The organism is Flavobacterium sp. LHD-80, assembly GCF_030929605.1.
In the GTDB taxonomy this organism is placed as follows: Bacteria; Bacteroidota; Bacteroidia; order Flavobacteriales; family Flavobacteriaceae; genus Flavobacterium.
In genome coordinates, this window is the sequence record NZ_JAVFVS010000005.1 from 564,511 (window position 1) to 585,496 (window position 20,986).

General features: G+C 33.8%; 19 protein-coding genes. 9 read left to right on the forward strand and 10 right to left on the reverse strand.

Annotated features, from left to right (window positions below; genetic code table 11):
• Nucleotides 1–15: 15 nt before the first annotated feature.
• The 3 genes from RB619_RS10480 to RB619_RS10490 form a co-directional block, all read right to left on the reverse strand.
• Nucleotides 16–1,947 carry an LTA synthase family protein gene (locus tag RB619_RS10480; protein WP_308097096.1) on the reverse strand — a complete coding sequence of 644 codons (1,932 nt, stop codon included), beginning with the start codon at nucleotides 1,945–1,947 and terminating at the stop codon, nucleotides 16–18.
• Nucleotides 1,948–2,173: 226 nt separating this feature from the next.
• A complete protein-coding gene (locus tag RB619_RS10485; RefSeq protein ID WP_026984926.1) occupies nucleotides 2,174–2,401 on the reverse strand; it encodes a hypothetical protein in 228 nt (75 codons plus the stop codon).
• A 122-nt stretch (nucleotides 2,402–2,523) separates the two neighbouring features.
• Nucleotides 2,524–3,909, reverse strand: a complete 1,386-nt coding sequence (locus RB619_RS10490) for an MATE family efflux transporter (protein WP_308097098.1) — start codon at nucleotides 3,907–3,909, stop codon at nucleotides 2,524–2,526.
• Between the two features lie 189 nt (nucleotides 3,910–4,098).
• Here RB619_RS10490 and RB619_RS10495 point away from each other — a divergent pair, with 189 nt between their 5' ends.
• Entirely contained in the window at nucleotides 4,099–4,617 is a 519-nt protein-coding gene (locus RB619_RS10495; protein ID WP_308097100.1) for a hypothetical protein, read from the forward strand.
• A gap of 188 nt (nucleotides 4,618–4,805) precedes the next feature.
• On the opposite strand, the gene RB619_RS10500 is transcribed toward RB619_RS10495, so the two are convergent.
• The 3 genes from RB619_RS10500 to RB619_RS10510 all read right to left on the reverse strand — a co-directional run bounded on the left by RB619_RS10500 (nucleotide 4,806) and on the right by RB619_RS10510 (nucleotide 9,209).
• The gene (locus RB619_RS10500) at nucleotides 4,806–6,590 is read right to left on the reverse strand and encodes a cytochrome c peroxidase (protein WP_308097103.1); all 1,785 of its coding nucleotides are present in this window, start codon (nucleotides 6,588–6,590) and stop codon (nucleotides 4,806–4,808) included.
• A gap of 94 nt (nucleotides 6,591–6,684) precedes the next feature.
• The gene (locus tag RB619_RS10505) at nucleotides 6,685–8,136 is read right to left on the reverse strand and encodes a hypothetical protein (RefSeq protein ID WP_308097105.1); all 1,452 of its coding nucleotides are present in this window, start codon (nucleotides 8,134–8,136) and stop codon (nucleotides 6,685–6,687) included.
• 191 nt (nucleotides 8,137–8,327) lie between these two features.
• A complete protein-coding gene (locus tag RB619_RS10510; RefSeq protein ID WP_308097107.1) occupies nucleotides 8,328–9,209 on the reverse strand; it encodes a PPK2 family polyphosphate kinase in 882 nt (293 codons plus the stop codon).
• 293 nt (nucleotides 9,210–9,502) lie between these two features.
• Here RB619_RS10510 and RB619_RS10515 point away from each other — a divergent pair, with 293 nt between their 5' ends.
• The 7 genes from RB619_RS10515 (at nucleotide 9,503) to RB619_RS10545 (ending at nucleotide 16,729) form a co-directional block, all read left to right on the forward strand.
• A complete protein-coding gene (locus RB619_RS10515) occupies nucleotides 9,503–10,339 on the forward strand; it encodes a hypothetical protein (protein WP_308097108.1) in 837 nt (278 codons plus the stop codon).
• A gap of 343 nt (nucleotides 10,340–10,682) precedes the next feature.
• A complete protein-coding gene (locus tag RB619_RS10520) occupies nucleotides 10,683–11,360 on the forward strand; it encodes a CPBP family intramembrane glutamic endopeptidase (RefSeq protein ID WP_308097110.1) in 678 nt (225 codons plus the stop codon).
• A gap of 167 nt (nucleotides 11,361–11,527) precedes the next feature.
• Complete coding sequence (locus RB619_RS10525) at nucleotides 11,528–12,028, forward strand: sigma-70 family RNA polymerase sigma factor (RefSeq protein ID WP_308097112.1); 501 nt, start codon at nucleotides 11,528–11,530, stop codon at nucleotides 12,026–12,028.
• Between the two features lie 2 nt (nucleotides 12,029–12,030).
• Nucleotides 12,031–12,993 (forward strand): hypothetical protein, encoded by a 963-nt coding sequence (locus RB619_RS10530; protein WP_308097114.1) that lies wholly within the window; start codon nucleotides 12,031–12,033, stop codon nucleotides 12,991–12,993.
• 71 nt (nucleotides 12,994–13,064) lie between these two features.
• Nucleotides 13,065–15,233, forward strand: coding sequence for a von Willebrand factor type A domain-containing protein (locus RB619_RS10535; protein ID WP_308097115.1), 2,169 nt, complete (start codon nucleotides 13,065–13,067; stop codon nucleotides 15,231–15,233).
• Between the two features lie 199 nt (nucleotides 15,234–15,432).
• Entirely contained in the window at nucleotides 15,433–16,149 is a 717-nt protein-coding gene (locus RB619_RS10540; protein WP_308097117.1) for a 3-ketoacyl-ACP reductase, read from the forward strand.
• A 70-nt stretch (nucleotides 16,150–16,219) separates the two neighbouring features.
• A complete protein-coding gene (locus RB619_RS10545) occupies nucleotides 16,220–16,729 on the forward strand; it encodes a hypothetical protein (protein ID WP_308097119.1) in 510 nt (169 codons plus the stop codon).
• Nucleotides 16,730–16,922: 193 nt separating this feature from the next.
• On the opposite strand, the gene mtaB is transcribed toward RB619_RS10545, so the two are convergent.
• Nucleotides 16,923–18,257, reverse strand: coding sequence for a tRNA (N(6)-L-threonylcarbamoyladenosine(37)-C(2))-methylthiotransferase MtaB (gene mtaB, locus RB619_RS10550; protein ID WP_308097121.1), 1,335 nt, complete (start codon nucleotides 18,255–18,257; stop codon nucleotides 16,923–16,925).
• 473 nt (nucleotides 18,258–18,730) lie between these two features.
• Between mtaB and RB619_RS10555 the strand changes: the two genes are divergently transcribed.
• Nucleotides 18,731–19,249 carry a hypothetical protein gene (locus tag RB619_RS10555; RefSeq protein ID WP_308097123.1) on the forward strand — a complete coding sequence of 173 codons (519 nt, stop codon included), beginning with the start codon at nucleotides 18,731–18,733 and terminating at the stop codon, nucleotides 19,247–19,249.
• 76 nt (nucleotides 19,250–19,325) lie between these two features.
• On the opposite strand, the gene RB619_RS10560 is transcribed toward RB619_RS10555, so the two are convergent.
• The 3 genes from RB619_RS10560 to RB619_RS10570 form a co-directional block, all read right to left on the reverse strand.
• The gene (locus tag RB619_RS10560) at nucleotides 19,326–19,853 is read right to left on the reverse strand and encodes a GNAT family N-acetyltransferase (protein ID WP_308097125.1); all 528 of its coding nucleotides are present in this window, start codon (nucleotides 19,851–19,853) and stop codon (nucleotides 19,326–19,328) included.
• A 7-nt stretch (nucleotides 19,854–19,860) separates the two neighbouring features.
• Nucleotides 19,861–20,664: a Cof-type HAD-IIB family hydrolase gene (locus tag RB619_RS10565; protein ID WP_308097127.1), complete on the reverse strand. Its 804-nt coding sequence runs from the start codon at nucleotides 20,662–20,664 to the stop codon at nucleotides 19,861–19,863.
• 95 nt (nucleotides 20,665–20,759) lie between these two features.
• A complete protein-coding gene (locus RB619_RS10570) occupies nucleotides 20,760–20,978 on the reverse strand; it encodes a putative signal transducing protein (RefSeq protein WP_026727963.1) in 219 nt (72 codons plus the stop codon).
• Nucleotides 20,979–20,986 lie beyond the last annotated feature (8 nt).

Sequence of the window (20,986 nt, forward strand, 5' to 3'; positions counted from 1 at the left end):
TCTTAGTTTAGTAACTTAGCGTCTTAATTTATACTTGTTTTCCTTATACAAATTTCCTGCTGTAATGACATGCGCCAACGCATCTTTTGCTAATTCTTCATTTAATTTAACCGGAATTAAAGTTGTATCGTTTTTGATTTCAAACTGCAACGGTTTCAAATTTGGCTGCATGATGACAACTTGGTTTTCAACTCTAAAAGCATTGATGTCATTAAACTGCATGATGGATCTTCCTTGAACTTTTGGATCCAGTTTACTCAAGTTTCTACCAACCATTGGTGTTTCAAAAGGAATTCCTAAATAACTTAACAATGTTGGCGGAATATCAATTTGACTTGCCAATCGATCGTAAACTGCACCTTTTGGAACTCCAGGTCCCATAATAAATGCTGGAATATGGAATTTGTTTATTGGCACTAAATTTTTTCCGTAGGTTCTTGTATTATGATCGGCGATTACAATAAAAATAGTATTCTTGAAATACTCTTCTTTTTTAGCCATTTCAAAGAATTTTCCAATTGAGAAATCGGCATATTTCATGGCGTTGTTTACTGTCGCCGGTTTTTTATCGTAAGGTTTTATTCTTCCTTCAGGATATTCAAATGGTTCGTGATTTGACGTTGAAAACATCAAAGAGAAAAAGGGCTTATTCCCTTTTGCTTTAAAATAATTATTTGCTTTCGTTACCAAATCTTCATCTGAGTAACCCCAAGTTCCTTTAAAAGCGTATTTATTTCCATCTGACTCAAAATCAGTTTGGTCAACAATATCTGTAAAACCATTTCCGTTGAAAAATGAAGCCATATTATCAAAATTGGCCATTCCACCATAAATGAAACTTGTATCGTAACCTTTATGTTTTAAAGCATCTGCAAGTGTAAAAAACCCTTGTTGCGAGTTTCCCAACTTCACTACACTTTCTGAAGGTGATGGCAAAAATCCTGTTACAACCGCTTCAATTCCGCGAACACTTCTGGTTCCTGTACAATATAAGTTAGTAAATAATAAACCTTCTTTTGATAATTTATCAAATTCTGGAGTTAGTGGTTTTCCACCCAAAATTCCAACATATTCTGCACCTAAACTTTCTTGCAAAAAGATCACCAAATTGTATGGCTTTTTCATTACAGAATCAGGTTGCTGCACATGAAGAAACGGAATTTCAGCATCGGTAAAATCATTTGGGCCGGCAATCATGTATTTTTTTACACGTGCAATCGCTTCTGCCTCATCCATTTTGCCGTACATTTTGGTATTTCCTTCATTTTTAATTGAATAAGCAGCAAAAGCAACAGTATAAAATGAATTTAGCCCAAGAGTATTTGTCAGCTGATCTGTTGAAAAAACAGCATTACTCGCATTAATAGGACGTTTTGAAGTTAAACTTGAACGTGCTCCAAAAAACAATAAAAAAGCAACTAACGGAAAAACCATTAATTTGAATTTATATTCGATACTTGTTGTATGAAAATATTTTTTTCCTTTTTTGAAGGCAAAATAAATTACAACACCAAGAATTAAAAAAGTCACAATGATTGAAGCCAAGTAACTTTTCAATAGCATTCCGACAACTTCTTTTGGATAGATAAGATAATCCAAGAAAATCTTATTTGGACGTGTATCGTATTGTTTTACAAAATCTGGTGACGCTAATTCTACAAAAAGAATTAGAAACAGAAACAAGAAACTGTAAATTACTAAAAATTTATTGGTGAATTTCAGCCACTTATTTGGAAGAAAAGTAATTAAAACAGCTGGCAGAAATGACAAATAACAAAGTAAAATCAAATCCATTCGCAAACCGATTGGAAAAATATACCAGAAGTCTGGGGTTTGCTCTACTCTTTCTTTAAAAAGGAAAAACAAAAAAAGTCGGCTTAAAGTAGTAATAAGTAATCCGATTAATATAAAATTGAAAATAGGTTTTAAAAAACTTAATTTTTTCATTAGATGATTTGCATTATTTTTTGATTGAAACAGGGAAATATAGAGCCGTATTTTTTATTTCACGCAGATTTTGCAAATTTAAGCAGATGTACGTAGATATTTTTAAAGCAAATTTTAAAATTAAATCGACTTAAATCTGCAAAATCTGCGTGAAAAAATCTCCGGATACCAAGAAGACGCACTGCTGTGCGTCTCTACAGACATACATGCCTCTATTCTTTTTTATTTACTCTTCGTAGCGGTTTATTTCTCTGTCGTAAAAATCATTTGCTTTTTCGATCAAGCCTTCCATTTCAGCATTTAATTCGGCTTCGTCAAGATCTTCGGCTTCTTCTAAGAATTCAACCTCATCATCTTTTAAATTGATAATAAATCGAGGATAATCAAGGTGAATGATGAAAATATCATCTGGAAAATCAGTATTGTCTCCAAGTAAAAATTTAGGTAATTCCATTTTATATAAGTTTATTTTAGATTTTACAATTGCCTGCTAAACTGGCTGTTTTTTTGTTTAGCCACAGATTAAAAGGATTAAAAAGATTTTAATTTCTGGCGTTAAAATTTAATGTCTCAAATTTAGCTATTTGAAACTGAATTCGTGATTAATCTCTTTGTTAAGTAATGAAAGCGAATGTACAGAAAGATTGCTGCTGTTGTTAAACCCGCTAAAAGTCCTATCCAAACGCCTTGTGCTTTCAGTTCTGTGTGTTCTCCCAAATAATAGGAAATTGGAAAACCAACAACCCAGTAGGCTACAAAAGTGATATACATTGGGATTTTTACATCCTGCAAACCACGTAAAGCGCCTAAAACCACAACCTGAATTCCGTCAGAAATCTGGAAAATGGCTGCTATCAATAATAATTTCGAAGCTATTGCGATTACTTCAGTATTATCTAAAACCTGTCCGCTATTTTCCATATTTAAAAAGATATGAGGGAAAAAATCATGAAAGACAACAAATAGAAATGCAAAAAAAGTTTCGATTACAATGGCAAGCAAAAATATAGAACGCGCTACAACCACTAGATTTTTATAATCCTGCAATCCTCTTTGATTACTTACTCTAATCATCGATGTTACGCTTAAACCCATTGCAAACATAAAAGTAAGCGATGACAAACTCAAAGCAATTTGATTGGCTGCCTGACTAGTTTTACCAATATTGCCACAAAGCCATATCGAAGCAGTAAACAATACGACTTCAAAAAGCATTTGCATAGCCGATGGAAATCCTAAATTGATAATTTTTTTTAGAGTCTCACTTTTAATTTCACTGAAACTGAAGTCTTTGAAAAAACGTTTCAAATCATTTCTTCTGGATAACATTATATGCATGAACATTACCAAAAATATTCTCGAAATTACTGTGCCAAGCGCCGCCCCAATAATTCCCATTTTAGGAAAAATCCAAATACCATAAATTAGCACATAATTGATTCCTACGTGAAGAACATTTGCCATAATCATAGCATACATTGAATATTTTGTCATCGATTTTCCGTCGGCAAATTGTTTATAGCCTTGGTACATTACTAAAGGAATCAACGAAAAAGCAATCCAGTCTAAATAGGGTTTTGCCAAAACAATTACTTCTTTTGGCTGTTCTAATAATTCCATTAATGGTTTTGCCAGAACAATTAAACCAAAAAGCAATAATCCAATAATGGCGCATAAAAATAAACCATGATGAAATGCTGAACGAATTTTACTGTCATTTTTCTCGGCGTCTCCTTCTGCAACAATTGGTGTAATTGCTGTCGAAAAACCAATTCCTAAAGACATCGCAATAAAAACCATACTGTTTCCAAGTGAAACAGCGGCCAATTCTGTGCTTCCTAATTTCCCAACCATTATGTTGTCAACAATACCAATTAGGGTATGGCCAACCATACCTAATATAATAGGATATGCTAGTCTGAAATTATACGAAAACTCTTTGGTGTATTGCTTTAAATTCACTTCTATTTTATTTTGTCGGCAAAGATAATCAGAAGCGATGAATTCTGTCCTATCAATAAAAATATATCCCCTTTTTAAGGCAAAATTAAGCACACCCTGATATTATGTAACGATTTTTAAAAATTATATAACAAGCCCCAAAGCCCTTGATTATACTTTTACATTATTAATAATTCAAATATATATGCCATGAGAAAAGTACAAATGATATGCCTAGCTGCTTTTGCATTTTTATACGCTAACACCACTTTCGCACAAGACAATGCAGCGACAAATTACGATCAGGGTTTTAAATTAGGTTTTGGTTTAAACGGAGGAATTCCAACAGATAATGACTACGATTGGTCACTTGGAGGAGATGTTCGTTTACAATATGACTTATCTAAAAGAACTTCATTAACCTTAACAACAGGTTTTACTAATTTATTTATGGGTAAAGATGATCTTGGAAATGACATCAAAGATCTTGGATTTATTCCTGCAAAAGCTGGTTTTAAAGCTTTTATTTGGGAAGACCAATTTTACGTTTTAGGTGAAGTAGGTGCCGGTTTTGCAGTGACAAATGGTTATGACAAAACTACTTTTTTATGGGCGCCTGGAATTGGATACGCTACTAAATCTATCGATTTGAGCGTACGTTACGAAGATTATCACGATTTCAAAACCAATCAAGTAGCATTAAGAGTTGCTTATGGTTTTGACTTATAAAAATTAAGGTTTAATTTATTTTTTGTTTTTGGTATGAACCCGGCAGATCGCACAGTCTGCCGGGTTTGGTGTTTTATATCATCAACTTTGGGCAAAAAATTAACCGCAAAGAACGCAAGTCATAAAATTTAGAAAGTCAAAAAGTCCGCAAAGCTATAGGTAAAAAAACACTCTTTACTCTTTACTCTTTACTCTTTACTCTTTACTAAATACCGCGTATCCGTCAAAGTTTTCATAAAATCAATTAATTGCTTTTTTTCTTTATCGGTTAAATTTAATTTGTCTTCTGGCAAAGTCTGGTTTGGAACCTCTAAACCTAAGCCAAGTCCGCCGCCTTCATTATAAAAATCGATAACTTCTTCGAGCGTTTTATAGACTCCGTTATGCATGTATGGCGCAGTAAGTTCGATATTTCGAATCGTTGGCGTTTTAAACGAGTTTTTATGAATCGCTGCCTGCGTAATTACAAATTTCCCCAAGTCGCCATCGAGTTTTTTATTTCGGTTTGGAACACCTAAAATTTCACTTTCTGTTCGGTCAAAATTTGGAGGAACAGTTCCATTTGTAAGCGGAATAAAATGGCAAGTCGCACATTTTGCTTTTCCAGCAAATAAATTAAAACCAGCTTTTTCATCGGGAGTAAAAGCTGTTTTATTTTGCATTACAAGGTCAAATTTAGAATCGTAATGACTTAACGAACGAATGTAAGATCCTAAAGCATTCTTGATTGCAAATTCGTTTATTTCTCCTTTAGGAAAAGCCTTTTTGAAAGACTGCGCATAAGCCGTATTTTGCTTTAATGCCAAAACCGATTTTTCCAGCGATCCATGCATTTCGTTTTCATTTTTAATAACCGCAACAGCCTGATCTTCGAGATAACTAACTCTCGAATCTGCAAAAAACACACGCTGAAAAGCAATATTCGCAAGCGTTGGCGTGTTGCGCTGAATCATAGATTTTCCGTCAAGCGAAACCGCTCTTTCTAATCCGTCTGTGAATGCTTTATCTGCGTGATGACAAGACGCGCAAGAACGCGTATTATTTCCGGACAGAATTGGATCATTAAATAGCTTTTTGCCTAGCGCAATTTTTTCTGGAGTCGTTTTATAATCTGGAAATCCTGAAAAAGCTTCAGTATCAAAAGCATCTTTATCAAATAAAGTCTGCGCCGTAACTTTTAAGCCACGTTGTTCTTTCATTAACGGAATTCCTAATTCCGACTGTGTTTTAAAAAGTCCTTTACTTAACGGATTTAAAATTTCGTTGATAAAATAAGCACGATCAAAAGCATTAAAATTGGTATTCGATTTTAAATATTTCTTTCCTTTTTCTAAAAGCTGAAATACCAGTTTTGAATTTGTTGAATTTTTATTTTCGGTATAAACACGATAATATCTTTCGATAGTTTCTAACGAAATCTTAGCTTCAGGAAGTGAATTGAAAGCAACCGGCGAATCAAAACCAGTAATTCCCAATGTAATAATTCGGTAGACTTCTAATCGCATAGCGTCAAAAACGTGTGCATCTGTTAATTCATTGGAACTTGAAACTTTTTCCAACCGAATCAAATTTGCAGACAAAACGCCTAATTCCTGAATTAATTCTTTTTTATTGTCTTTGCTGTATTTTGGAAAAACCAATTCTTCAATAACCTGAAATCCTTCTGGCGGAACCGTAACTTTATCATTTTCTTCAAACTCATTTATCGCGGGGCCATTAATCGATTTTGAAACCGCGGGCGAATAATACTCACTTATCATTTCGACCTTTTTATAGCTTTCGTGGGCTTCCAGAAACTGCCTCTGAATTTGTGCTTCAGTCGAATCTTCCTGCACAGAATATTTCAGTTTGGCTACTTTCTCAATTAACAAAGTTATATCTGCCTGAAATAATTCATTTATTTCTTGATGTTTGCTTTTTTTTCCGCAACTAGCAAACACTACCAAGAACAGCAGACCATATATTTTTTTCATGATTTTATGACAATTAAAAAGAGGTATAATCATAAAAACAGAAACCACTATCTCAAAAATGAAATAGTGGACAACTGCTTTTATTGATTTAAATTTATCTCGCTAAACCTTTAATAACAACAATTTGACTTGCCTGTTGTTCGTTAGGACGGTTTGTTCCGCCATCAACTCCTTTGTATTTTGCACCAGTCCAAGTATGTGGCTGTACACTCAACATAAAAGTATCAGCAATACCTACCTGATCAGATACATCGATCAAAGCGCCATATTCCCAATCACCAAATTTTGAAGTGCCGCCTACATTGTATTTTGCAGCATCTGTAGCAGTACGACGGTGGTCTAATTCAACTACAACTTTTAAATCTTTTGTAGCAATATTGTATTGATAAATATAAGCATCGTGCGTTTCGTCTCCGTAACCATTTGCATCTTCCTGAACGTAAACATAGTTTTTAGTCACACAAATATTATCTGGATTTTGAAATTTACCTGCAATTCCGCTTCTATTGTCTCCGTCAAGAATAACTTCCAAAGTACCTTTTAACGGGTCAGCAGCATCAAGATTTAATCTGTAAACTCTACCGTATTTCGTTCTTGAACCATCAGCATTTGTTCCTGTAGTTGCTTGTCCTGTTACGTTAAAATACAATTCTCTGTCTGCATTGCTGCCGCCTTTGCGGTAATCTAAATCTTCAACACGTCCAAATTTGATTGCTTTCAAAGTATTTACCGCTGCATTAATTTGCGCACCAGTAAGCGTAGTATGATTATCAATTTTTACAAAAGTAACTGGATACGTTTTGCTAACCTCCATGTCTTTTTCTCTTTGGTTGTCATCATTTCTTTTCAGCATGTACAATGAACCATTAGACAAATCGCCCACAGTATTCGATACATACATAAAAACCTGACCTCCATAAGTTCCAGAATCGTCATCGCCAATTACAACAACCGTTTTGCCTTTGTATGCGCTAGAACGCAATGGCAAAGCATTCTCGGCACTTAAACGTCCAAATCCTGCCAACTCTTTTGATACTGAAGCATTTCCAGCACTAGCATAAGGATCTAAAGCATGCGTACGAGATTCTTCACCAGATTCTCCGCAAGTCAAATAAACAGGTCCAAAACCGTGTTCTGCTTGTGTAGCCATAGTTGCGCCACACAATCTCCAAGTTCCTCCGCTTGAATTCAATAAATATTCCCCTTTTGTAGGTTTAAATGTTTTGTCTAAAGTAATTCTAGAAACCGCAAAATTATCTTCGTTGTTTACTAAAAAAGTAAAAGTTCCGTCACTGTTTTTTAACAAACCAGAACCATCTGCCGAACCTCCAAAAACAAAACTTGGACTGTCTGGAAAAACATCATCGGAACCAAAAAGAGAATAAATTTTCAAACTTTCAAATCCTGCTTGCGCTTTCAATAAACTTGGCGTTACAGATTGGTCTTTCAATACAACACTTGTTGGTACAGTGTCATCTTTAGAATCGTTGTTACAAGAAGTAACCATTGAACCTAAAATAATTAAAGGTAGAATAATTCGTTTCATGAGCTAAAATGGTTTTTTATTTTTTTACAAAGTAACTCCCACCATTTTAACTGAAAATGATTTTGATATTATCAAAAAAACAAGACTTTTACCACAAGAAGCACATATTGTTAAAAAAATTAACAATAAATTAGTAATACAAAATACTCATAAACTTTCAGTAACATTCAAACAAAAAAAAGAGCCTTACTTTAAGACTCCTTTTTTAATTGTTCTTTATAAAGCTCAAAATTGGCTTTTATTTTTTCGTCCAATTCTGGTTCTTTAATATCAGTATGCTTTTGCATTTCTTCCCAAATAATTTTGGCAACTATATAACGTGCCATTTCTTTATCATCAGCAGGAACAATATACCAGGGCGCATGTTCTTTAGAAGTTTGGTTGATTGCTTCTTCGTAATACTTTTGATATTCGTCCCAATGTTCGCGTTCTTTCAAATCGCCGGGCGAAAATTTCCAATTGTGTTTTCCTTCTTCCAAACGACGAAGCAAACGCTGTCTTTGCTCCTCTTTGCTCAAATGCAGATAAAACTTCATTACTATAGTTCCGTTTTGCGAAATATGCTTTTCAAAATTATTGATTTGCTTAATTCTATTTTCCCAAAAATCAGGCGTAATATCTTTAACCGAATTAATTCCTGGCAAATTCTCGCTCAAAATATATTCTGGATGAACGCGCGTTACCAACACATTTTCATAATGTGTTCTATTAAAAATCGCAAATTTTCCTTTTTCTGGCAACGCAACATAATGACGCCATAAATAATCGTGTTCTAATTCATTTGAATTTGGCGTTTTAAAACTATGAACCACAACCCCACGCGGATTAAATTCTTTAAAAACTTCCCGAATTAAACTGTCTTTTCCCGAAGTATCCATTCCTTGAAGGCAAATTAAAACCCCGTATTTATTGTGTGCGTACATGACATCCTGCAAATCGCTCAATTTTGCCTGAACCTTATCCAGTTTTTCTTCCTTTTCATCATCATCAGCATTAATATTTAATAAAGTCGGAATCTTTTTTAGTTTTATTTTATCAGTAACTTTAAAATCTTTCGGGTCTATTGATTTCATATTTTTTGATTTTATTTTTAAGAGGTAAAATATGTTATCGCTTTCTCGTTTTTTATTTTAATGACTTTTTTGAAATAGCGGTTTCATATTTTAATATTTTGTATCATAAATATAGTAATTTTACGAAGCATATTCCTGCTATTCATTGCAATACTTTTCAATAAATTGCTTTTTTCCAAAGCCATAACAAGAGCTTCCGTTGGTCGCTTTGTTCTGTCAGGAAAAAATGCAATTTCTTTTCAAAGTATTTCCATTACTATCAGGGCTAGGCACTTATTTTCAAATCAACATTCATGGAAAAATTCACATTAGAAATATTATTTCAAATCATCGGAATCGGTTCTGCATCAGGATTGTTTTATAATAATGATGCACTTTATGTCATTGGCGACAACAGCGGATTTCTGTACGAATACAATATGCAGAATCAACAATTAAATCAACATGCTTTAATTGATAATCCGTCGCAAAACATTCCAAAAAACTTAAAACCCGATTTTGAATCAATTACGAATCATAATGATACACTTTATATTTTTGGTTCCGGTTCAACCGAAAATCGAAACAAAATGATTGAGTTTGATCTTAAAAACAAAAAGGTTTTACAAAAAAACAATTTAGTTGATATATACGGTTTGATGCAAAGTTTCGGCGAAATAAAACCTGAAGATTTCAATTTAGAAGGCACTATTTTCGATGGTGAAAACTGGTATTTATTCAACCGTGGAAACGGCGTTACAAACAAAAATACCATTTTCACCATTCATGCCAAAAGTTTAGGAGATGAATTTGCTTTGATTTCTGTCAATTATAAACTGCCAAAAATAAAAGGCGTTCGTTCGAGTTTTACAGACGCGATTTTGGTCGAAGACAAAATCTATTTCCTCTCAACCGCCGAAGACACAAAATCAACTTACGACGACGGCGAAATTCTAGGAAGTTTCATTGGAAGAATAGATCTTAAAACCATGAAAATCGATTTTACTCAAAAAATAACGTCAACTAATAAATTTGAAGGTTTGACTTTCTACAAAAAAGAAAACAACAAAATTGAGTTTTTGCTTTGTGAAGATAATGATACGGATGTTTTAGAGACCAAAATTTTTAAATTGACTTTGCCGATAAAATAAGAGCTACACAAAGTCGCACAAAGTCTTTCGATTACAATATTCCGTAGAGGCGCACAGCAGTGCGTCTCCGCAAAGAATTATGCCAAAGTTGTTCCTTTACGTGACGTTAGACGCACTGCTGTGCGCCTCTACGATAAAAAAACGACAGTTGCTGGTTATTTTTAACCGCATTTTTGTCATTTCGACGGAGGAGAAATCTTCGCAAGAAACTCGACAAAGATTGGCTTATTGGAATGGAGTTACTTGTGGAGATTTCTCCTCCGTCGAAATGACAAGATTGTGAAAAGTTATAAATCCAAGCCAATAAAACTAGCCTAAAACCCAAAACCTACAACCAAAATAAATGCTCAACATTTCAAACTTAGCCAAGAAACCAGCTTTAATTATCAGCATAATAATTTCTGTGCTTCTTCCCGTTCTGGCGCTTTATTCTCCTTTATTATTCAAAGGTTTAGGAATCAGTAAAGAAATTCAATTCTACATTTCGAGATTGGCCATTTGGGTTTCACTTTTGCTGTTATTCTTATATTCTCTAAAAATAGAAAAACAGCCTTTTTTGCTTTGGAAAGAAACCAATTTTACATTTCCTGATTTCGCTATAGCATTATTTAAAACATTCGTAAAACTATTTATAGCAGTTTATATTACGGGTCTTTTAATCATGCTTTTTAAAGTTACAGCAGAAAGTGCGGTGCTACAAAAAGCCTTGGCACTTTTTAAAAAGAGTTATTTTCTGCTTTTTTTCACTTGCGTGACGGCTGGAATTACCGAAGAATTAATTTTTAGGGGTTATTTACTGCCAAGATTAGAACTGCTTTTTAAAAACAAAATTCCGGCTATTATTATTTCCAGCGTTTTGTTTGGATTGCTTCACATTGGTTACGGAACATTGCTGAATGTCATTGGCCCAATTGTAATCGGGCTCGTATTTGCTATTCAATATGAGAAATACAGAAACATAAAAATCTTGATTGTGTGTCATTTTTTATGGGATCTTATGCTTTTAACTGCAAAAACCTAAAAAATCAAATTAAAAATAAACCCCGCAAAAACAACAGCTTACAAACTAATTTAAATTATTTTTATATTTATTTCACCTTCGTCCCAACCTTTTTATCTATTTCGCTCTCTTTATAAATAAAGACCAACATTGTGATAAACGAAACGCTAATTTCTAACTGCAAAAAAATGAACCGCGACGCCCAGCGTCAGGTTTATGAGTATATGGCTCCAAAGCTGTATCGCGTCTGCAAACGATACTTGAAAAAAGAAGAAGAAATTGAAGAAGCTCTGGCCGACGCTTTCTATACTATTTTCACGAAACTGGAACAGCTTAAAGAAGACAAAGCTTTTGAAGCTTGGTCCAGAAAAATTGCCGTTAATCACTGCTTGGCAACCATCAAGAAAAATACCAATTTCAATATGTATCTTGATGATGTAAAAGTGCTTTCACAGCCTTTTACAGATGAAATGAGCGCACTGGAAGAAGAAGATTTACTCAATTTATTAAACCATATTCCGGATGGCTGTAAAACCGTTTTTAACCTTTTTGTAATTGAAGGTTTTGGACACAAGGAAATAGCGGCTATGCTGAATATCTCGGAAGGCACTTCGAAATCACAATTGAATGCCGCGAAAACCAAACTAAAAGATCTGGTTAATAAATTGTATTATCAAAAAGCAAAATAGTCATGGACAATCAAGATAAAATATTCGACAAATTTAAAGAAGTCGCTGAAAATGCGCCAGCACAAGATTTTCCAGGAATGGAAAAAGTTTGGTCGCGCGTTGAACAAAAACTCGACAAAAAAGAAGATAAAAAAACAATTTCGCTTTGGAAAAAAATTGCCGTTGCTGCTTCACTTTTATTAGTAGTTTCTTTAGGATATCAATTTCTGAAAACAGATAAAAAATCAACTTTAGAAAATGTTGATCAGGTTGTTACCAATGAAACGAAAAACGAGACAACTAAAAACAATTCGGCTGAAGAAAGTAATGCACCAGTTTCATCAGATTCACAATTAGTTACTAAAAAAGAAGGTACAGCAATTTTAGAAAACCAGATAAAACATAAAGAAAGAGTTGCAATTCAAGAAACAACAAGTTCAAACAGTGAAATGGTTGTATCTGAACCAATAGGCGCTGGAACCCAAGCTGTAACGGTAGTGGCTGATGAAGAAAGCGCAGAAGAAGAAAGCGACAATATAATTTCAAAAAAAGAAAATAATTCACAAGTTGGTTATATTGGATATCCAGAAAAAGAATCGGCTAAAGTTGCTTTTGCTGAAAAACAGTCGGCTAAAGCTAAAAAAAGTGCGCCTTTGATAATCTTAAACGGTAACGCTATTGCCCATAACGATGATGTAAAAAGAGATAAAATGATGCAGGCCGAAATGAAAAATGTAGAGCCTGAAAATGTAGAATCATTAGTAATTCTTGACGAACCGCTTTACATTATTGATGGCGTATATTATTCTGAAAATGATTTATTCGGCAAAAACCCTACAAGTCCGTATGCGCCCTTAAATCAGCAGGACATCAAAACAATAACCATTTTACAAGACCTTGAAGCCACTGAAAAATATGGCGAAAAAGGGAAAAAAGGAGTTGTAATAATTACTACAAAAACAGGAAAACCAACTCCTAAAAAGTAATTCCAAGCTTTGTCAAAGTCTGCAGCTTTGACAAAGCAAAATCCGAACATTAAATCTTAAAACTTATTATCATGAAAAGTCTAAAACTTATTTCATCAGCCATTGCTATGCTTATATGTTTCGTGAGCATGGCACAAGAAAGAACCATCACAGGAACTGTTACTGACCAATCTAATTTGCCACTTCCGGGTGTACAAATAACTATTAAAGGCACAAAAAAATATGCACAAACAAATTTTGAAGGAAACTATTCCATCCAAGCAAAAACAGGCGATGCGCTAGTTTTTAGTTTCATAGGTATGGATTCTAGAACCTTTTATGTTAACACATCAAATATTATCAATGTTGTATTAAAAGAAAACAGTGCCCAACTACAAGAAGTTGTAGTTGTTGGTTATGGCACAAGTGAAAGCAATTCAGATTACAGTGCTAGAAGTTATGAACGAGCGGAAAGAAGAAGAGAAAAAAAAGAAGCTAAGCAAGCTGCTAAATCTGTGATTGCCGGCACACAAATTACTCAGGCAAACAAACAATATATGCCTTCTCAAAATATAATAATCCGAGGCAATGCACCGATTTCTCCAAAAAATGAACCTTTGTATATAATTGACGGAGTTCCTGCAAAAGCCAATCAAATGGCTAAAATTAATCCGAATGACATTAAAGATTTAAAGGTTTTAAAAGATTTAGATGCCACTTCAATTTATGGAAGTAAAGCGTCAAATGGTGTTGTCGTGATTTCGACCAAAAATGAAATGTACAAAAACCTTTCAGAAAAAGAATTGGACAAAAAATTAAATATCATGCCAATTCCGGTCGAACCAACTCAGGAAGATTATGATTCTTTTATCGAAAATGCTTTCGAAAGCCCAAAAACAGCGCCACTTTCTACTTTTTCAATTGATGTGGATAATGCGTCCTACACGAACATAAGACGTTTTTTAAACAACGGACAACAAGTTCCAAAAGATGCGGTGCGTGTTGAAGAAATGGTGAATTTTTTCAAATACACGTATCCACAGCCAAAAGATGAACATCCATTTTCAATTAATACAGAAGTAAGTGATTCGCCTTGGAACGCAAATAATAAAATCGTAAAAATTGGTTTACAAGGGAAAAACATTCCGACTGAAGATTTACCTGCTTCAAACCTTGTTTTCTTAATCGATGTTTCGGGTTCAATGGCTGAAATGAATAAACTGCCTTTATTGAAACAATCTCTAAAAATATTGGTAAACGAATTGCGTCCAAAAGACAAAGTTGCGATTGTAGTGTATGCGGGCGCTGCGGGAATGGTTTTACCGCCAACTTCTGGAGACGAGAAAAAAACAATTATTGATGCTTTAGATAAATTGCAATCTGGCGGAAGCACTGCAGGTGGCGCCGGAATCGAATTGGCTTATAAAACGGCGACAGAAAATTTCATTAAAGACGGAAACAACCGCGTGATTCTAGCAACAGACGGCGATTTCAACGTAGGAAGCGCTTCAAATGCTGATATGGAAAAATTAATCGAAGAAAAAAGAAAAACAGGCGTTTTCTTGACTTGTTTGGGTTACGGAATGGGGAATTACAAAGACAGCAAAATGGAAATTTTAGCCGATAAAGGAAATGGAAATTACGCCTATATCGATAACATTCAGGAAGCGAATCGTTTTTTAGGAAAAGAATTTAAAGGTTCGATGTTTGCCATTGCGAAGGATGTGAAAATTCAGATTGAGTTTAATCCGAAACAAGTTCAGGCGTATCGTTTGATTGGTTATGAAAACAGAAAACTTCGTCCTGAAGATTTTAAAAATGACGCGATTGATGCAGGCGAACTAGGAAGCAATCATACCGTTACGGCATTATATGAAATCATTCCAGCTGGTGCAAAAAGCGATTATTTAGCCGAACAGCCAGATGATTTGAAATACACTAAAACAGAAGCTAGTACAAACAATTACAGCAATGAATTAGCAACTATAAAATTCCGTTACAAAAAACCTGACGGCGATAAAAGTATCGAAATGGTTCAGGTAATTGCCAACAAATCGGTTGCCTTAGAAAAATCTAGCGATGATATGAAATTTAGTTCTGCTGTAGCTTGGTTTGGCTTGAAATTGAGAGATTCAAAATTAATCAAGGACAAATCTTCAGAAGAAATTGTAAAACTGGCAAAACAAGGAAATTCAAATGATGGTGAGGGCTATAAAGCAGAATTTATTCGTTTAGTTGAAACTTCTAAGCAGTATAATTAAATCGGCGGACTGGGATTTTAATTCTTCATATGAAAATAAACAAATCTTAAGAGCTGTAATATACACTGATAGGATTCTAAAGGAATAAAGAAGGTGTTAAACTTAGATTAAGAAAGCATTTAAAGCATCATTTTAGGAAGCAAAAACTGTATTTTTGTGTTACTCAAATGATGCTTTCTGCATTTCAAAAAATACAATCATGACAGACTTAAAAAATAAAACCGCTTTAATTACAGGAGCTGGAAAAGGAATTGGAAAAGCAATTGCAATTGCCTTAGCCAAAGAAGGTGTAAATGTAATTTTAGTTGCAAGAACTCAAGCCGATGTTGACCAACTTGCCAATCAAACTAATAACTTAGGCGTAAAATCGTTAGCTTTAGCAGCAGATGTTTCGGATATGAATTCGATAAACGCAGCAGTTGAAAAAGCTTTTTCCGAATTTAAAAATATTGACATTTTAATTAATAATGCCGGAATTGCTTCTTTTGGGAAATTCTTAGAATTAGAACCAAGCGATTGGGAAAAAATCATTCAGGTCAATTTAATGGGAACGTATTACACGACTCGTGCCGTAATTCCAAACATGATTGAAAGACAAACTGGCGATATCATTAATATTTCATCGACTGCAGGTTTAAACGGAAATGCGTTGACAAGTGCTTACAGCGCCTCAAAATTTGCCGTTTTAGGATTAACTGATTCCTTGATGCAAGAAATGAGAAAACACAACATTCGTGTTACGGCTTTAACGCCAAGCACTGTAGCAACAGATTTAGCCATTGATTTAAAATTAACCGATGGAAATCCTGAAAAAGTAATGCAGTCTGAAGATATGGCCGATTTAATTATTGCACAGCTTAAATTAAACCGAAGAGTTTTTATTAAAAACAGCAGTATCTGGTCTACCAACCCATAAAAAACATTCTGACGAAATTTTGTCAAAGTTTTGAACTTTGACAAAGTTATAGCAACTAAAGTAAATCAATATGGAACAATATTTAAGACAATTAGTCGAAATAGAATTTGAGGATAAAAAACAGATTTTTACCGGATTTCTTATTGACTATTCTGATGACTGGATTTTACTTCGAAACAATCCGGTTGATTTTATTTTGGATGGTTTTGTGATTTTAAAAAACAAAAACATCTTAGCGGTTAATCGCGATCATGATTTGGCTTTTACCGAAAAAGTAATTCGGTTAAAAGGTTTAAAAATCAATTCGGAAGATATTATCCCAATTAGAGATTTGGAATCGATTTTAAATTATATCAGTAATAAATTCGGTATTTTTCAAATTGCTAAAAAATCAGCTAAATCGGCTTATTTAGGAAAATTGCTTTCACTGACAGACGAAGAACTTTTAATTGACTTTCTAGACATTAAAGGTCAGTTTGGTGGCGAATTAAGTTTCAATCCGGAGAAAATTAGAGTTATAGAATTTGATACGGATTATATTAATTCTTTGAAACTAGTGGTTTCTGAGGATTTAAAATAGATTTTAACACAATAAAAAACCGCATAATTTTTTTTAGAAAAAACTATGCGGTTTTTTTGTCATTCCGAGGAACGAGGAATCTCCACAAGTAACTCCTCTCCAAAAATCACCAATCTTTGTAGAGTTTCTTGCGGAGATTCCTCGTTCCTCGGAATGACAAACTATATGGCAACTTTGGAATATCCTAAAATATTTAAGCCTCCGCCAATTTATTTACAAACTCCATACGAACACTTCCATCTTCATCAATTTTTGTTAAATTGATTTCTTGTAAAGTGTTTACCAATTCTGGATTCCAAGGTGTTTTTACTTTCACGTAATTTTCAGTAAAACCGTGAATATATCCTTCTTTATTTTCACCTTCAAAAAGAACCGTTCTTTTAGTTCCTAATTGGCTTTCGTAAAAAGCACGGCGTTTTTTAACTGATAATCCGCGAAGCATTTTACTTCTTTTTGCACGAACATTTGCCGGAACAACTCCGTCCATTTCTACAGCTTCTGTATTATCTCTTTCTGAATAGGTAAAAACATGCAGGTAAGAAATATCCAATTCATTTAAGAAATGATACGTTTCTAAAAAGTGTTCATCGGTTTCACCTGGAAAACCAACAATAACATCGACACCAATACACGCATGAGGCATTACTTCACGAATTTTGTTTACTCGGTCAATATAAACTTCACGCAGATAACGGCGTTTCATTAATTTTAAAATATCATTGCTTCCTGATTGCAACGGAATATGAAAATGCGGTACAAAAGTGCGGCTTTTAGAAACGAACTCAATGGTTTCATTTTTCAATAAATTCGGTTCGATCGATGAAATTCGTAAACGCTCGATTCCTTCAACTTTGTCTAAAGCCTGAACTAAATCCAGAAAAGTATGTTCGTGTTTTTTATTCCCGAATTCTCCTTTTCCGTAATCACCAATATTTACACCCGTTAAAACAATTTCACGAATATTTTGAGCTGAGATTTCTTTGGCATTTTTAAGAACATTTTCTAAAGCATCACTTCTGGAAATTCCTCTTGCCAACGGAATCGTACAATAGGTACATTTATAATCGCAACCATCTTGAACTTTTAAGAAAGCACGGGTTCTGTCACCAATTGAGTAACTTCCAACGTAAAAATCGGCTTCAGCAATTTCGCATGAGTGCACTTCACCCATATCGTTTTTGCTTAAATCGTGAATATAATCGGTGATTTTAAATTTTTCTGTTGCTCCTAAAACCAAATCAACACCATCAACAGCGGCTAATTCTTCAGGTTTTAACTGTGCATAACAACCAACCGCAGCGACAAAAGCCTTGTCATTAAGCTTCATGGCTTTTTTTACAACCTGTTTAAATTGTTTATCAGCATTATCAGTTACAGAACAAGTATTGATTACATAAATATCTGCAACTTCTTCAAAATCGACGCGGTCAAAACCTTCGTCATTGAAATTTCTGGCGATTGTAGAAGTCTCTGAAAAATTCAGTTTACAACCCAGCGTATAAAAGGCAACTTTCTTTCTATTTTCCATAATTTTCTTAAATTAATGAAATCGTTGTCAAAAAATTTAAGGCTGCAAATTTACGAACAATTTTTGTAAAAGAAAATCAATAATCGACTTCGTTTCAACAATTTGTCTTCATTAAAAATAAAACACACTTAAAGTTCGTAAAAATTTTGATAAACAATATTTTTTTCGAACTTTACATTATACAATTCAATAAGAATTAAATGACAAAAACATCGATTAAGTGCAAATTTTATCGATTAAATACATTTTTTTACAATTTAAATTCAAAAAATCTTACATTTACTAGAACTTGAATCTACATTAGAATTCAGGCTTATTTAGAAATCATAGAACGTGTTGATTAATTTAATAATAAATCAGACATAACAATTTTGAATTTCAATCGTTATGTTGTTGTTTTGTGTTACAAAATGAAATGGGAAAGCCGAAAACCAAAGAGAGTAGGCAAAATCAAAATACAAATACCACACTTTATGAAAGCATTTTTACCCACAATCTGCTTGATGTTCTTAACCATTTTTAGCTCGCAAGCGCAAACTAATGCTCCAGCCACAAATCCATTTCCTTCGATTAGTACTTTAACGACTTGGGCAAGTTTAAACTCTCAGCAGCAATTTGATGTTGCTATTCGTGCAGTTGGTTTTAAATTTGAAGTTAAAGAACCAGGTGCTGAATCAACTGCTTATACTTACATTCGTAAAGTAACTGTAAATGAAGTAAATTATACAGACAGAATTGTTTACAGAATTACAAACAATAATTCTGCAAGTATCATTTCGCTGGTTACGGCTTCTACAGATTTAGTAAGTTTGTACACACCACAATTAGCAACTTTTAAAAACAACAACTGTAAAACAGAAATGTCTAAAGACAAAAATACAACTTGCAGCTGTTATGAAAGTGCCGCTTTTGCAATTGATCTTTGCGATGAGCGCGTGAAATTAACAATGGGTGACGGAAATAAATATTTTGTTTCTGTAGCTAAAAAATAATTTAAGAAACTACGTTTTCCAAATCTTTGCAATCTTATTAAAGTTTACAAAGATTTGGAACGCATTTCTTAGAAAGTTATACGTTTGGATTTTTGATTTCGTACCAAAGTTCTCTTTCCCCTTCATATTCAAAAGAGTTTACAAATTGTAAGCCTAGTTTTTCGAGAATTTTTCTTGAGTTAGTATTCCCTTCATCTGCATAGGCATAAACAGCATCAACTTTCATTTCGTTGAAAGCATGATCTATAAAGGCTTTTCCGGCTTCGGTTGCATAACCTTTACCCCAATGTTTTTCTATAAAACGATAACCAATCTCGTAAAAGTTTTGATGGTTATTAATTTCATGTGTTATAAATTTTATCCCCGACCAGCCAATAAATTCATTGGTTTCTTTTAGAATAACCGCCCAGCGTCCGGTTCCAAAATCTTTGTATTGCTGATTAACAAATTCAATGTAAGCACGACTTTGATCAATATCTGTAATAGGTTTGTTCCCTACATACAAATGCACATTAGGATTAGATTCCAATTCAAACATTCCATCAACGTCTGACATCTGTAATTGTCTTAAAAGCAAACGTTCTGTTTCGATTGGATTTTTCATCGGAAAATTAATCTAAAATATATTTTTGGACCACTTCAGCAACTCCATCATCATTATTTGAAGCTACGATCAAATCGGCTCTGTCACGTAATTCTGGTGTTACATTATCAACCCAAACACCAAGACCAGCATATTCAATCATTGTCAAATCATTTCCTGCGTTACCAACAGCAATAATTTCTTCTTGAAGTATTCCTAATTTATCGGCCAGAAGTTTCAAACTTGCTGCTTTGTCAATTCCTTGTTGCGCTGCTTCAAGAAAAAAAGGTTTTGACATTGAAACGCTTAAATGTGGCATTTTAGCTTTCAGATCTTCTTCTAATTCTTTCAATTCAGAAGGTTCTTTCAACAGAATACATTTTACAGCAGGTCTGTCAACGTAATCTTTAAAACTAGAAACCATAAGATGTGGCATACCCGTAATCTCTTTTTCAATTTCTATGAATTCAGAATCGGTTTCGCTTATAATTTCGTCATCTAAATAGGTAATGATATGCGTATTCATTTTCACGCTGTAATCATACAAATCGTGAATTTGTTCAACAGTTAATTTCTGTTCAAATAAAACCAAATCATCTTTTACACGACTGATAATAGCTCCGTTAAACGAAATCATATACGAATCGTTTTTATCAAGTTCAAGCTCTTTCGCATAAGCCGTCATTGCCGAAGTTGGTCGGCCAGAAGCCAAAACCACATAAACTCCTTTTGCTTGAGCCTCTAATAAAACTTTTTTGTTTAAATCTGAAATTCTATGATCGTCTGTCAACAAGGTGTCATCCATGTCGAGCACTAGCATTTTGTATTGCATATTTTTTTAGTTCGCAGTAAACAGTATTTAGTATTCAGTCGCAGTTTGCAATTAAAGCATAAAACTGTGACTAAATGCTGAACACTGAATACTATTTAAATACTCATTCTAAAATCTTCGATAACGGGATTTGCTTTTGCAAAATCGGTTTCTTGAATAAAAACCTCAACTGCCAAATCTGTTCCGCCAAAACCTCCTAAACGAGCTGATTGAATATTATCTTTTTTTACTGTTTCTACTCCAGCTTCTTCTAATCTTTCCTGCAAAGCAATTGCTAAAACTTCGCTTCCTGAAAATACCTTCATTAATCCCATGACATTGT

Bases quoted from the DNA above. Each gene is read 5' to 3' on its own strand.
- RB619_RS10500 (WP_308097103.1), bottom strand. From the start codon at position 6,590: ATGAAAAAAATATATGGTCTGCTGTTCTTGGTAGTGTTTGCTAGTTGC.
- RB619_RS10540 (WP_308097117.1), top strand. From the start codon at position 15,433: ATGACAGACTTAAAAAATAAAACCGCTTTAATTACAGGAGCTGGAAAA.
- RB619_RS10480 (WP_308097096.1), bottom strand. From the start codon at position 1,947: ATGAAAAAATTAAGTTTTTTAAAACCTATTTTCAATTTTATATTAATC.
- RB619_RS10505 (WP_308097105.1), bottom strand. From the start codon at position 8,136: ATGAAACGAATTATTCTACCTTTAATTATTTTAGGTTCAATGGTTACT.
- mtaB (WP_308097121.1), bottom strand. From the start codon at position 18,257: ATGGAAAATAGAAAGAAAGTTGCCTTTTATACGCTGGGTTGTAAACTG.
- RB619_RS10560 (WP_308097125.1), bottom strand. From the start codon at position 19,853: ATGAAAAATCCAATCGAAACAGAACGTTTGCTTTTAAGACAATTACAG.
- RB619_RS10515 (WP_308097108.1), top strand. From the start codon at position 9,503: ATGGAAAAATTCACATTAGAAATATTATTTCAAATCATCGGAATCGGT.
- RB619_RS10485 (WP_026984926.1), bottom strand. From the start codon at position 2,401: ATGGAATTACCTAAATTTTTACTTGGAGACAATACTGATTTTCCAGAT.
- RB619_RS10535 (WP_308097115.1), top strand. From the start codon at position 13,065: ATGAAAAGTCTAAAACTTATTTCATCAGCCATTGCTATGCTTATATGT.
- RB619_RS10570 (WP_026727963.1), bottom strand. From the start codon at position 20,978: ATGGGATTAATGAAGGTATTTTCAGGAAGCGAAGTTTTAGCAATTGCT.
- RB619_RS10565 (WP_308097127.1), bottom strand. From the start codon at position 20,664: ATGCAATACAAAATGCTAGTGCTCGACATGGATGACACCTTGTTGACA.
- RB619_RS10530 (WP_308097114.1), top strand. From the start codon at position 12,031: ATGGACAATCAAGATAAAATATTCGACAAATTTAAAGAAGTCGCTGAA.
- RB619_RS10555 (WP_308097123.1), top strand. From the start codon at position 18,731: ATGAAAGCATTTTTACCCACAATCTGCTTGATGTTCTTAACCATTTTT.
- RB619_RS10520 (WP_308097110.1), top strand. From the start codon at position 10,683: ATGCTCAACATTTCAAACTTAGCCAAGAAACCAGCTTTAATTATCAGC.
- RB619_RS10510 (WP_308097107.1), bottom strand. From the start codon at position 9,209: ATGAAATCAATAGACCCGAAAGATTTTAAAGTTACTGATAAAATAAAA.
- RB619_RS10495 (WP_308097100.1), top strand. From the start codon at position 4,099: ATGAGAAAAGTACAAATGATATGCCTAGCTGCTTTTGCATTTTTATAC.
- RB619_RS10545 (WP_308097119.1), top strand. From the start codon at position 16,220: ATGGAACAATATTTAAGACAATTAGTCGAAATAGAATTTGAGGATAAA.
- RB619_RS10525 (WP_308097112.1), top strand. From the start codon at position 11,528: ATGAACCGCGACGCCCAGCGTCAGGTTTATGAGTATATGGCTCCAAAG.